Genomic DNA, 13,293 nt, shown 5'->3' with positions numbered 1-13,293 from the left:
CCGATCGTTTGGCCAAAGCCGCCGAGGTTTTTCAAAAAAATAATTTCTCGCGCAAGGATTATTTGACGCTGTTCAAAACCATCTCCACGGCTACCGCCAGCCGCGATTTAAGCCAGGGAGTCCAGCAAAACTTATTACAAAAAAGCGGGGATAAAAATAACACTCGCTATAAGTTTCAGAATACCAAATAACGATAGTATCAAATGATACTATCATTTAAGTGGCAATTATTTATATGTTAGGATTGTCTCATGTGCGGTATAGCGGGAAAAATTAGCATGCGGGAAATCACGCCGGAACAAATCCGGGCGATGACGGACACGCTGCTCCGCCGCGGCCCTGACGCCGCTGGAAACAACATTAGTCGCGGAAGTTATACCGTAAGGCGGGTGTCGCCGCCCGCTTGCCTTTCGTCCAGTATTCGTCTATTATTCGTCTATGCCTTTTAAGCCGTGTTATAAAATCACGCCGCAGCTGCTCAAAAATATTAAGCAGGTATCTGTCTTGAACGCGAAACTAAATGACAAAAATTTCCCCCAAGTAGTTTTTGCCCGCCTGGAAAAAACCGCGCGTGAAATTTCCACTTATGCCTCGACCAGCATCGAGGGTAATCCGCTGCCTTTGACTGATGTGCGCCGCCTGCTTAAAAATATGCCGCAAAATCTCCGCGACAGTGAGAGGGAAGTCCTCAATTACAATAAGGCGCTGCTGCAAGCCAATGCCTATATTCAGACCGGTCAGGCGCCGACGCTGGATTTTATTTTAGCAATACACAAAACCGTTGAGACTGGACTGCTGGATAAGTTTCGCTTGGGCAGATTAAGAAAAGAGCCGGTTTTTGTGAATGATCCGAAACTGCGCAAAACTGTTTATTGGCCGCCGGATCATCAGGACGTGCCGAAATTGCTGCGAGAATTGCTTGATTATGCGCAAAGCAATTTTGATGAGCTGGATCCTTTGCTGCTGGCGGGAATTTTTCATAAGCAGTTTGTGATTATCCATCCTTTTATTGACGGCAATGGCCGCACGGCACGGCTGGTTACAAAAGTGCTGCTGGCTTTGCTGGGCTTGAACACTTTTAAGTTGTTTAGTTTTGAAAATTATTATAACAATAACGTAACAAAATATTTCAGCCGCGTTGGGACTTTAGGGAATTATTATACTGCCGTGAAAACTGTGGATTTTACAGAGTGGCTGGAATATTTTACGGACGGGATTGTTGACGAGTTGTTGAGAATCAGCAAGGAGATCCAAAAAATCTCGGTTAATCCGCAAAATGAGTTAAAGGAACAGCATCAAACAATCCTAAAATATATCAAACAAAAAGGCTATATTACCGACAAAATATACGCTGTGCTGACCAAACGCGCCAAAGCCTCGCGGCATCTGGATTTTCAGAAATTAACAACGCTGGGATTTATTGTCAAACAGGGCAACGGGAAAAATTCTTACTATATACTAAACGACGCTGTTACTTAACGGCAAACTTTTCGTTATTAAAATTGCGCGTGCTTGTTGTAGCTCAAGATTGTCAGCCTGGTGTATGATTGTTTTCATGTGCGGTATAGCGGGAAAAATTAGCGCGCGGGAAATCACGCCGGAACAAATCCGGGCGATGACGGACACGCTGTTCCGCCGCGGCCCTGACGCCGCTGGCTGCCAGATCATACGGCGCGGCGAAAACTGGATCGGTCTCGGCCACCGCCGCCTGAAAATTATCGACCTGTCCGACAGCGCCAATCAGCCTCTGGTCTGCGGCAGCCTCACGCTGGTTTTCAACGGCGAGATTTATAATTTTCAAGAATTAAAACAAAAATATTTTGCGGACGAAATTTTTACGACCCATTCCGACACGGAAGTCGCGCTCAAGATGTACCAAAAATTCGGCGCGGCTTGTGTGCGGCATTTCCGCGGCATGTTCGCGCTGGCGGTGTACGACAGCGCGGCGGACAATTTATTTCTGGCTGTCGACCAGACCGGCAAGAAGCCTCTGTACTATTATCACGGCAACGGCGCGTTTGTTTTTGCTTCGAGCGTCGACGCGCTGCTGACCCAGCCGGAAGTCAAGACCAGCGTGGATTTCCGCGCGCTGGATGATTTTTTGACTTTCAATTATATCGTGTCTGACCGCTCCGCTTTTCGGGATATTTATAAACTGCCGGCCGGACACACCATGACCTGGCAGCGCGGCCGGCTGCAAATGACGGAGTATTGGAACCTTGATTACCGGCCAAAATTAAAAATTTCTTTTGCCGACGCGCTGGCGCAAACAGAGGAAATTTTGCGCGAGGCTGTAAATTTGCGTCTGATTTCCGACGTGCCGCTCGGCGCGCATTTAAGCGGCGGCGTGGATTCCTCGCTGATCGCAGCCCTGATGAGCGAGCGCGGCCGGGTTAAAACTTTTGCCATTGGCTTCACGCAAAAAGATTTCAGCGAACTGGCTTACGCGCGCAGCGTTGCCCAAAAATTTAACACCGAACATTATGAATTTACGGTCACGCCTGACGCGGTGAGCATCATACCGGAATTGATCGACAGTTACGACGAACCCAATGCCGACCCTTCGCAAATACCGATGCATTACCTTTGTAAATTGACCCGCGAACACGTTACAGTCGCGCTCAACGGCGACGGCGGTGACGAGTGCTTCGGCGGCTATGAGCGTTATCAGGGCTTGCTGTATCAAGAACTTTTCCGCAAAATCCCTAAGCCTCTGCGGCAAATGCTGTACGCCGCTATCCGCGGTCTGCCCGAAAATGCCGCGCGCCGTTCTTTTCTGCGCCGCCTCAAGTGGCTGTGCCGGGTGTCTTTGAGCGGCGCCGCGGAAAGTTACGCGCAGGCCAATTTATCTTTTGACGACGCGCTGAAAAATAAACTCTATACAGACCGGATGCCGCGCGGCGACGGCTGGCAGGAATTTTTGCGGGTTTTCCAAAATGCGCCTGCGGCAGATCTGGTGGACAAAATGCTTTACACCGACCTCAAGCTGTATTTACGCAACGACCTGCTGGTCAAAGCCGACCGCGCGGCCATGCGCCATTCACTGGAAGGCCGCTCGCCGTTTCTCGACGCGCGCCTGCTGGAATTCACGGCCAGTCTGCCCGCGCGGTACAAGATCCATAATTTCCAGCTCAAATATCTGCTCAAGAAAATCGCCGCTAAATATTTGCCCCGTGAAATTATTTCGCGCCAAAAACAGGGCTTCGGTGTACCGCTCAACGCCTGGTTTAGAAATGATTTGAAACAGTACGCGGAAAATTTATTTAGCGATTCTCTGCTGGCGCAGTCCGGTTATTTTTGGCAGGATGGTTTGCTGGAGATATTGCGCGCGCACCAGCGCGGCGTTAATCATGGCCGGCGGCTTTTTACGCTGGTGATTTTAGAGAATTGGCTGCGGAAGTACCGGCAATATATTTGATCAAACGAACTGCTCAATGTTGAGTGTTCCTTGCCTGAGTTCGGTCATTTTCTGCTCAAAATTGCCCAGAATTAGCGATAAAGTGTCCATAAAATTGGCATAAAAATTGTACTTAATCAAATATCAATATTTTTAGGAGACAATTATGGGAGGGGCGATTCGTCCAAATAGGAATTGGATTGATCCATCCGCGGCATTGCCAGCGGGAAGCAACTCTGCACCAACGAACAACACCAAAGCAGCTGCTATAGTCATGAATATGTTGGAGAGAATTGGTAAATCCGTAAAGGATTGGAATCCATTTACTTCGCCAAAATCTGTTGGTCAAGAGGTTTCAAATGAGTTAACCAAATTGGCGCAAGATGACAGAGAAACATATAACGAAGTAATTCGATTATTACAGTCGCCGCAGCTAAAGCGCAGCGAAGCTGTAGTAAAATTTCTTGAAAATTTAAGCGGACCGAGCATTGGTTGAATAAACAATAATTTGCAGAGAAATCTTTATAGTTAGCCGCCACCGCAAAATTTGATCAGTTCCACGCGGTCATTTTCTTGCAGCCGGGTCTTTGCCCAATCGGCTTTTTGCAAAATACTGCCGTTATGCTCCGCGACCAGCGCGATATTGTCCAGTTTTAACTCAGCCACTAAATCCTGCACATTTTGCGCGGAAATTTCTGCAGCCTGACCGTTGAGGATAATGTTCATAAGGCTTCCTTAATAATCCCGCCGCCGAGAACATGCTCGCTGTCATAGACCACGACCGATTGTCCGCGCGTCACGGCTTTTTGCGGCGCGGCAAAACGCGCTTCGATAGTGTTATCGCCACGCGGGATTATCTCCGCCGGAAATTCTTTTTGCGCCGAACGGATTTTGATCCGCGCGGACATTCTTTCCGGTTTTTCGGCGATGAGCCAATTTATATTGTCAGCTACCAAGCCGCGGCACAAAGTCTCTTCCTCGTAACCGACAAGCACTTCGTTTTTGGCGGCGTTAAGGTCCAGCACATAGAGAGGGCGTTCGGCCGCGACGCCGAGGCCTTTGCGCTGGCCGATCGTAAAATGCCAGTAGCCGTTATGTGTCCCCAAAATTTTGCCGCGCGCGTCCACGATATTTCCGGTCTTATCCGCCGCGCCGATAAGGTCGCTGTAGTCGCCGCTGTAAAAATCCTGACTATCCGGTTTGGCGCTGACCGGCAGCTTGTTTTGCCGCGCGATTTCCCGCACTTCAGTTTTAGTCAAACCGCCCAGCGGAAAAATTATTTGCGCGAGCTGCTCTTGTTTCAGGCGGTATAAAAAATAAGTTTGATCTTTTTGGACGTCGCGCGCTTTTTTCAGGACATAGCGATTGTTGATTTTCTCAATATTAGCGTAATGTCCGGTCGCAAATTTCTCAAACTCAACGCCACTCTGTCTGGCTAGTTCGAGCAGGACGCCGAATTTCACCTGGCTGTTGCAGAACACGCAGGGGTTGGGCGTGCGGCCGGCCAGATATTCGCTCTGGAAATAAGCCAGCACGATTTTTTGATATGGCGCGGCGCAGTCCAGCACGCGGTGCGGTATTTGTAAAATATCCGCAATTTCTTGCGCGAGCGCGATATCCTGTTTTTCGTCCGGACTGAAACAAGCGTCCCCCGCGCAGGATTTGTACTCCGGTTTGTCCTGCCAGATCGACATTGTGAGCCCGACAACCTCATGGCCGGCCTGTTTCAATAACAGCGCCGCCACCGCCGAATCCACGCCACCGCTCAAGCCCACCGCGATTTTCATAGCGAAAGTTTAGCACGGTTAGAATAGTTTTGACTTTCCACCCGGCTTATGTTATTCTGTTTCTATATATAGAAACAAGGAATGAAAAGGAATGAAGGAACTCATGCAGTGTGTTTACAAAACTATTAGCGCGGACAGCTGTACGCCGGTTATCGTGTTCAAGAAATTGCACGGTATCGCTCTGCTGGAATCGGCTGTTCTGGAAGGCGCGAGCCGTTACTCCTTTATCCTGCTGGAAGCCCGCAGCAGGCTGTCTCTGACTAAAGCGGGCGTGATGGAAACCGTGGGCGGACAGAATCGTCTGCTTGATGCCGACCCGTATAAATTTTTGGACATCGTCGCGGCAAAAGGCGAAGAAATTACGGTCGCCGAGCTGCCGTTCCCGCTGCCGGCGCGCGGGGTTGGCTATTTGAGCTACGAGTTTTGCCGTTTTTGTGACACGATCAAGATTGCGGAAAAACCAGCGTCTATTGAAGCGCCGGAAGCCTGTTTTCTTTTCGGTTCGGCTTTTATCGTTTTTGACCATTACCGTGACGACCTGCATGTTGTCGCAATCGGCGCCGACAGAACGACTTTGGAAAACAAAATCGCCGCGTTTCTGGCAATTCTTCAGGACAATGATTACCGCGCCTACGCTCCAGACCAGACTGTCTATCCCGCGCAAGCCGACCTGCACGCCAATAAAGCTGTGTATCTGCGCGGCGTGGCGGAAATTAAAAAAGCGATCGTTCGCGGCGATTTGATTCAGGGCGTGCTGTCCCAGCAGTTGATAGTTGATTCTCCGCTGCCGCCTTTTGAAGCCTACTGCCGTCTGCGCCGCGAAAATCCTTCGCCGTACCTTTTTTATTTTGACTTTGCGGATTTTCAATTGTTCGGAGCGTCGCCGGAGATCATGGTGCAATTGTCGGGAGATGCGCTGACGATCAAGCCGATTGCGGGAACGCGGCCGCGCGGCAAAACGCCCAGTGAGGATGCCGCGCTGGAAAAAGAACTGCTGGCTGATGAAAAAGAGCGCGCCGAGCATTTGATGTTGATTGACCTTGCGCGCAATGACGCGGGACGCGTTGCTGTGCCGGGCACAGTTAAAGTAACGCGGTCGTTTTTTATCGAGCGTTACGCTTACGTGATGCACATCGTTTCGGAAGTGCGCGCCCAAAAACGGCCGGAGGCCGGTATCGCGGAAATTATCCGCAGCGTGTTCCCGGCCGGCACAGTGTCCGGCGCGCCCAAAATCAAAGCGATTGAGCTGGTCGCGGAACAGGAGCCGGTCAAACGCGGCGCTTACGCCGGACTGATCGGTTATTTTGATGTGAACGGCAGTTTTGATTCCTGCATCACGATCCGCTCTGTGCTGCACCAAGGCCAAAAATTTATCGCGCAGTCGGGCGCGGGCATCGTTTATGATTCTGTGCCGGAAAAAGAATACACTGAGACTTTGAACAAAGCCCGCGCGACGATCCGCGCTCTGGGAGTGAGTTTATGATTTTGCTGATCGATAACTACGACTCGTTTACTTATAATCTGACACAATGTTTTCAGATGCTGAGGCAGACGGTCAAGACCGTGCGCAATGATAAAATCACTCTCCCCGAGATTGAAAAATTAAAACCAACGCATATTGTAATCTCGCCCGGACCCGGCGATCCGTCGCAGGCTGGCATCAGCGTCAAAGCGGTGCGGCATTTTGCCGGAAAAATTCCAATACTTGGCGTCTGTCTGGGACATCAAGCGATAGTCGCGGCTTTCGGCGGCGCGATCATTGGCGCAAAGCAAATTATTCATGGCAAGACTGACACTATCCAGCACGATGAGGGTGGTGTGTTCCGCAATCTCCAGCAGGGTCTGACGGTGGTGCGTTATCATTCGCTGGCCGCCGATCCGGCCAGGATGCCGGACTGTCTGGAAGCCACGGCTTTCGCGGCGCGCGATCAGGCGATCATGGCCGTGCGCCATAGAAAATACCAAATCGAGGGTGTGCAATTTCACCCTGAATCGTTCAGCGCGGCGCAGGGCTTAAAACTGCTGGAAAATTTCCTCAAATACAAACGCGCCGGCTCGCAAAAATTGACGCTGTTGCGCAGGCTGTCTCTCGGCGAAAATTTGACGCAAAAAGAAGCAGCCACGATCATGGACGAAATAACCGACGGCGAATTGACAGACAGCCAGCTGGGCGCTTTTCTGGGCAGCTACGCGGTCAAAGGCATTTCGCCCGAGGAGCTATCCGGCTTTGCGCTGGCGATGCGCCAGAAAATGACCAGCAGACAAAAAATGCCCGGCGCGCTGGACATTGTTGGCACCGGCGGAGACGGGCAGCATACTTTTAATATCTCCAGCGCGGCGGCGCTGGTCTGCGCGCATTATGGCGTGCCGGTTGCCAAGCACGGCAACCGCGCCTTTACTTCGTCCTCGGGCAGTTTTGATTTTCTGCAGGCTTTGCAGGTCAAGACCGACGGCGATCTGCCAGCCAATTTAAAGAGCCTGCGTAAAAATAATTTTGCCTTTTTCTTTGCGCCGCTGTATCACCCCGCGATGAAGTATGTCGGCCGTGTACGGCAGGAAGTCAAATTTCGCACGGTGTTTAATCTGCTGGGGCCGCTGATCAATCCTCTGCAGGTCGGTTACCAAATGATCGGTGTTTACGATCCGTCCCTGCTGGATTTGTTTATCCAGACTTTGAAAAAATTGGGACTCCAGCGCGCTTTGGTCGTGCATGCGGAATCCGGCATTGATGAGATCAGTATTTGCGGCAAAACACATGTCCGCGAGCTGACCGCCGCCGGAAAAATTAAGGCGTACAAACTTGACCCCCAGGATTTCGGTATTCGCGGTTTTAAGAGCGCAGATTTGCGCGGCGGCACGGCCAGGCAAAATGCGGAAATGTTTTTGCGCATCATTCAAGGCGGCGTCAAGACACGTAAGGATAAAGCGCTGGCCGCGGCCGTAGCTCTGAATGCCGGCGCCGCACTGTATTTGTTTAGCAAAGCAAAAACTATTCCGGATGGTTATGCCAGAACACTGCGCGATCTTAAAGAGCTTAAATTGGCCGGCTGTGTTGACCGGTTGTTCTAATGAGTATTCTGGATAAAATAGTCGCCGCGCGGCGCCGCAGTTTTCAGCTTTGTGCTTTCCCGCCGCGCGCCGTTCCGCTGGTGTCTTTTTTTGGCCAGAGACCTTTTGTCATCGCGGAGTTCAAGCGTTCTTCGCCGACACGGAAAAAGATCAGCGTTTGTTCGCAGGAGGAGCTGGCGCGGGATTATTACGCTGCCGGCGTCCGCAATTTTTCCGTGCTGACCGAGCGGAATTATTTTAGCGGTTCCTTACAGGACTTGTACGAGCTTAAGCAAAAATATCCGCGCTGTGCTTTTTTGCGTAAGGATTTTTTGTTTTGCCGCGCAGATATTGCGCAGGCCTATCAAGCTGGGGCGGACGCGGTGCTGCTGATCGCGGAGATTTTATCCGGCAGGCTTTTGCAGGAGCTGATCGACGAAGCGCATAAATACAAACTGCAGGTTTTGGCTGAAGCATACAGCCTGCGGTCTTTACAAAGGATTTTGCGGCTGAAAAATCCGCCAGACGCTGTTGGCCTTAACTCCCGCGATTTAAAAACTTTTCAGATCCAGCCTGACCAGCCGCTACGTTTAAAAGCCTATCTTCCGAAAAATATTCCAGCGGTGTACGAATCCGGCGTGGCTAAGGACTATTTGCTGGAAATTATCGGTAATGCGGGATTTCGCGCCGCGCTGATCGGCGAAGCGGCGGTTAGGGCGGCCAAAAGAACGCAGACTGTCCAGAATTTCGTGAACGCTCTCCGGTGCGGCGCTAAGCAGAAGCCGAATTTTTTCACTAAACTATACGCCCGAAAGAAAAGTGTTTGCGTCAAAATATGCGGTCTGACGAACAAAGCCGATGTGGAAACGGCGGTGCAGGCCGGTGCGGATGTTGCTGGTTTTGTTTTTGTGCCGGAGTCGCCGCGCTGTGCGAACGAGAAGCTGCTGCGTGAAGTAAAGAATATCAAAACGCTTAAAGCGGTAGTTGTTAAGAAAGTCACGCCGCAGATAAAAAAATTGTTAAAAGCTGGTCTGCTTGACGTCGCGCAGACATATAATGAGGCGGATGTTTACAGCTTGGCCGGCAACGCGTATCTCGTCAGCACGGACACCAGCAGAAAAGCTCCGCCGGTTACTTTGTACGACGCGCCGAAAACCAAGTCTGTGCAAAAAGGCCGGAAAATTCCAGCCAAAGAATATCAGAATATTCACGGCCAATGGCTGGCTGGCGGTCTGACGCCGCAAAATGTGCGCGGCCTGATCCGAAAAATTCGGCCGGGTTTGGTCGATGTCAGTTCTGGAGTGGAAAAAAGCGTTGGACAGAAAGACGCGCGGAAAATAAAATTGTTCTTAAAAGAGGTGGCGCGTGCCTAAATATTTCGGTCAATATGGCGGCCAGTATGTCGGCGAAGTTTTGCGTCCGGCTCTGGACGAATTGGCCGCGGCTTTTGCCAAATACAAACAGGACAAAAATTTTTTGGCGGAGTATACGGATCTGCTGGCCAATTACGCCGGCCGGCCGACGCCGCTCCTGTATGCTGAAAATCTCACGCGCGCGTTGAAAGGCGCGAAAACTTACATCAAGCTGGAAGGTCTGGCCAACACCGGCGCGCACAAGATCAACAATGCGCTGGGGCAGGCGCTGCTGGTCAAAAAAATGGGCAAAAAACATGTCATTGCCGAGACCGGCGCCGGACAGCACGGTGTGGCCGCGGCCGCGGCCTGCGCGCGGCTAGGGCTGCGCTGCGAGGTTTTCATGGGCGCGGTCGATGCGGCGCGCCAGCAGCCCAATGTTTTTTTGATGAAACAGTACGGCGCGCGGGTGCATATCGTCAATGAAGGCACGCGCACGCTCAAAGACGCGGTCAACGCCTGTCTCAAAAACTGGTCGGCGCGCGCCGCGGACACGCATTATTTGATCGGCTCGGCGCTGGGGCCGTATCCGTATCCGGACATAGTGAAGTTTTTTCAGAGCATCATTGGCCGCGAAGTAAAACAGCAGTTATGGCAAAGAGAAAAAAAACTGCCGGATCTTTTAATCGCCTGCTGCGGCGGTGGTTCTAATTCGATCGGCATGTTTGCGCCGTTTGTCAGCGCTAAAAAAGTGCGGCTGCTCGCGGTCGAAGCCGGCGGCCTCGGCCGAAAAGCCGGCCAGCATGCTTCGCGCATCTGCTCGCGGAGTCCGATCGGAATTATCGAGGGTTATAAATCGCGTTTTGTGCAGACGGCTGACGGGCAGGTCGAAGCCACTCATTCTGTCTCCGCGGGATTGGACTACACCGGCATCGGGCCTGAATTGGCCGCGCTGGCTGAGGCCGGCCGGGTGGAATTTACCACAGCCAGCGATAAAGAAGCATTGCAAGCCTATCAATATCTGGCGCGGACAGAGGGTTTATTATTCGCGCTGGAATCGGCGCACGCCGCCGCCGCCGCGCTGAAAATAATACCGCGTTTGCCCAAAAATAAAATTGCCGTCATCAATATGTCCGGCCGCGGGGATAAAGATATTTTTATTACGGCAGCGGAATTGTCCAAAAAAGAATGGACAGAATTTTTGCGGCAAGAAACGAGGCGTTTATGCGTTTGATGGTGCATTTGGTTGCGGGTTTTCCCTCGCTGGCTGGTTTTGCGGAGGCGGCGCGGGCTTTGCGGGACGGCGGCGCGGAAATACTGGAGATACAGATCCCTTTTTCCGATCCGACAGCGGACGGGCCGGCGATCACGCTGGCCAGCGAAGCCGCGCTGCGCGGCGGTTTCAAAGTTAAAGATATTTTTCAATACATCCGCGCCGCGCGGCGCGCCGGATTTCAAAGAATATTTATTATGACTTACGCGAATATTCCGTACCGCTATGGCATAAAAAAATATGTTGTTGATCTGAAAAAAGCCGGCGTGGAAGGCTTGCTCGTGCCGGATTTGCCGATAGAAGATGAGGAAAATTTTTACAAACTGGCGCGGCAGAATAATATCGCGCCGGTGCCGGTCGGCGTAGTCGGTATGCCGGAGCACAGGCTGCGTTTATTGGAGCCGTGCCGCAAACTCTACATCTCGCTGCGCGGCGGTACGACCGGCGCGGAAACCAGAATTTCCGCGGATGTCAAAAAGTTTTTAGCCAGACTGGCTGAAAACCACGAGGTGTACGGCGGCTTCGGCATAACCAGCGCCGCGCAGGTGAAAGCTCTCGCGCCGCTGGTGCACGCGGTGGTGATCGGTTCGTATTTTACGCGGACGATCCAGAATGCCGTGCGGGAACAAAAATCTATCTATCAATCTGTAAAAACGGCGTTGAAAAAACTCTTGTAAAAGACGCGGACGTTCCGTCAGTCCGCGTCTCGACTATGCCCGGCTCGGATTACTCCAGCCAAAATTCCAGTTCAAAATTAGCACCGCTGTAGAGTTTCATTTCCACAGAATTCAGACTGGAGCCTTTCAGCGGAAAAGTCAGAATGTCTCCTGCGCGCAAATTACCATTTACAAACCCGTCTCTATTAATACTTGTTTCTTCCGGTTCAGCCCATTTCCCATCGAGAGAAAGACCGAACACAATACCCCAGTGAAAATTTCCGCTGATAGAGCGTACTTTGACCTGTAAATTCTGCGCGCCGTTGAGTGGCACATTACGTGCCAATCCTATAAGGTCATTGTCATCGTGTTGTTTACCCTGCACGGATAAAATATTCGGGCTGGTTACTTTATAGGTGACATTTTTGCTCCAGCCGCTGCTGATGCTCGAAGGCAGATTGACCGGAGCTCTGCCCGCTGCCTGCGCTGGCTGTCTGACAGGAGACACGGGCGTTGGAGCTGCCGGAGCGGGAGCAGAAGACGCAGCCGACGCGTTAATATCCACCTGATGCGGAAACACCGCGTCTACCAAACCCAGCAGCTCCAGAGTATTTTCAAAATATTTGTTCGAGTCAATACTGCCGTTAAAAATCCTGCCGGACAGATCAGAACTGGCGGTATCGCCAAGTGCGATGCTCAATGGCAAATACATAGCCGCGTCCATTTCACGGCCGTAGGTGTGGCTGAAGCGGTTGCGGCTGCCGAGCGCCAGAGCATTTTTGGCGGCCTGCGCTTCCGCGTTATTTTCCGCGAACATAATGATATATCTGGCGATACGCCAGGGCGCGCGAATCCCGTCATACGACATATTGGTATTATTGGCGGCGCTCACCGCAATATCACTGGCCGAGTGAACTTTAATATTGATGTTGGCCGGAAAAGTTCCGGTGTCGTTCAAGGCTTCCGCGTAAAGTTTCATGCTGTCGACGGCGGCCTTTTCCCAGAAAGCGGCGGCGCTGGTTTGTCCGCGCTTGGTCAGATATTGCGCTATTTCTTTGTAAGCGGCAGGATCGAGATAATCCGTAAAATGAAAACCGTCCCAGTCTTCCGAAGGACGCAACACGCGGATGCCGCCTTGGTCACGGAATAAATTTTGCGCCGCGGGCAATAAAGTATCCAGCAGTTTGGCGTAGCCGCGATCCGTCCAGACCCCGCGCTCGACTAAATCCTGCGCGTAGATCAGCGAACGGACTATGTCCAGATCGGCATCCGCGGCGGAGTTGGCGGTCGGGCCGTAAGAGTCTCTATCCAGCGTTACCGACGAGCCAGTCGCTTTGACTTTCCAGGCGGGAAATTCGCCGCGATTGCCGGAGTCTTTAGCCAGCTTGATCATATGCTGGGTGCCTTTGAGCAGGCCGTCAAAATTATCCTGATAGGTTCTGGCTTGCGCCGGATTGATCCTCGCCAGATCGGCGGAAAGCGCCTGCCAGTAAGCCTGACCTTCAGAAACGATCTGATTATTCTGCGATGGGTCTTTAATAAAAATTCCATTGGGTGTGCGTAGAGCATATTTACCGAACAACTCCGCGTAACGTCCGGTGACTCTGGCCTGCGTGCTTGCGGCAGCCGCCGTACCGCCGGTGATCCGCGCCGCATAAGTTTGATAAGCGCCTATTGTTTTTATTTCTTCACACATAAATGCCTCCTAATAATTTTTTAGAATAAAAAACAGAAATTATACAGACAGCATTTACGTAGAATCAATTTCTAGATTTGCGGG

At 51.6% G+C, this 13,293-nt stretch carries 12 protein-coding genes; 9 read left to right on the top strand and 3 right to left on the bottom strand.

All coding sequences use genetic code 11. From position 1 onward, the window contains the following. The 4 genes from LBJ25_04615 to LBJ25_04600 form a co-directional block, all read left to right on the top strand. Positions 1-191 (top strand): Fic family protein (locus tag LBJ25_04615; protein ID MDR1453237.1); only part of this gene is annotated, 191 nt, incomplete at its 5' end. 247 nt (positions 192-438) lie between these two features. Next, positions 439-1,479: a Fic family protein gene (locus LBJ25_04610; protein MDR1453236.1), complete on the top strand. Its 1,041-nt coding sequence runs from the start codon at positions 439-441 to the stop codon at positions 1,477-1,479. A 76-nt stretch (positions 1,480-1,555) separates the two neighbouring features. Beyond that, positions 1,556-3,418, top strand: coding sequence for an asparagine synthase (glutamine-hydrolyzing) (gene asnB, locus LBJ25_04605; GenBank protein MDR1453235.1), 1,863 nt, complete (start codon positions 1,556-1,558; stop codon positions 3,416-3,418). Between the two features lie 145 nt (positions 3,419-3,563). Beyond that, complete coding sequence (locus LBJ25_04600) at positions 3,564-3,893, top strand: hypothetical protein (protein ID MDR1453234.1); 330 nt, start codon at positions 3,564-3,566, stop codon at positions 3,891-3,893. A gap of 32 nt (positions 3,894-3,925) precedes the next feature. Here LBJ25_04600 and thiS read toward each other — a convergent pair whose 3' ends face one another. Together thiS and mnmA are read right to left on the bottom strand one after the other, a co-directional pair. Then, a complete protein-coding gene (thiS, locus tag LBJ25_04595; protein ID MDR1453233.1) occupies positions 3,926-4,123 on the bottom strand; it encodes a sulfur carrier protein ThiS in 198 nt (65 codons plus the stop codon). After that, the gene (gene mnmA, locus LBJ25_04590; protein MDR1453232.1) at positions 4,120-5,184 is read right to left on the bottom strand and encodes a tRNA 2-thiouridine(34) synthase MnmA; all 1,065 of its coding nucleotides are present in this window, start codon (positions 5,182-5,184) and stop codon (positions 4,120-4,122) included. The genes thiS and mnmA overlap by 4 nt, the downstream gene beginning before the upstream one ends. Before the next feature lie 91 nt (positions 5,185-5,275). Between mnmA and LBJ25_04585 the strand changes: the two genes are divergently transcribed. Genes LBJ25_04585 through trpA form a run of 5 tightly spaced genes read left to right on the top strand, consistent with a single transcriptional unit; the run spans position 5,276 to position 11,534 of the window. Then, complete coding sequence (locus LBJ25_04585) at positions 5,276-6,667, top strand: chorismate-binding protein (protein ID MDR1453231.1); 1,392 nt, start codon at positions 5,276-5,278, stop codon at positions 6,665-6,667. Further along, entirely contained in the window at positions 6,664-8,253 is a 1,590-nt protein-coding gene (gene trpD / locus LBJ25_04580) for an anthranilate phosphoribosyltransferase (GenBank protein MDR1453230.1), read from the top strand. Before LBJ25_04585 ends, trpD begins: the two co-directional genes overlap by 4 nt. Beyond that, positions 8,253-9,605: a hypothetical protein gene (locus LBJ25_04575; GenBank protein MDR1453229.1), complete on the top strand. Its 1,353-nt coding sequence runs from the start codon at positions 8,253-8,255 to the stop codon at positions 9,603-9,605. The genes trpD and LBJ25_04575 overlap by 1 nt, the downstream gene beginning before the upstream one ends. Then, positions 9,598-10,818 (top strand): tryptophan synthase subunit beta, encoded by a 1,221-nt coding sequence (gene trpB, locus LBJ25_04570; protein MDR1453228.1) that lies wholly within the window; start codon positions 9,598-9,600, stop codon positions 10,816-10,818. The genes LBJ25_04575 and trpB overlap by 8 nt, the downstream gene beginning before the upstream one ends. After that, complete coding sequence (gene trpA / locus LBJ25_04565; GenBank protein ID MDR1453227.1) at positions 10,773-11,534, top strand: tryptophan synthase subunit alpha; 762 nt, start codon at positions 10,773-10,775, stop codon at positions 11,532-11,534. The genes trpB and trpA overlap by 46 nt, the downstream gene beginning before the upstream one ends. Before the next feature lie 49 nt (positions 11,535-11,583). Here the strand turns inward: trpA and LBJ25_04560 are convergent, their stop codons facing one another. Next, complete coding sequence (locus LBJ25_04560) at positions 11,584-13,209, bottom strand: hypothetical protein (GenBank protein MDR1453226.1); 1,626 nt, start codon at positions 13,207-13,209, stop codon at positions 11,584-11,586. Positions 13,210-13,293 lie beyond the last annotated feature (84 nt).

This window comes from Candidatus Margulisiibacteriota bacterium (assembly GCA_031268855.1).
Taxonomy (GTDB): domain Bacteria; phylum Margulisbacteria; class Termititenacia; order Termititenacales; family Termititenacaceae; genus Termititenax.
Note: the sequence above shows the minus strand (reverse complement) of the source record. Positions and strands in the feature narration are given on the sequence as shown.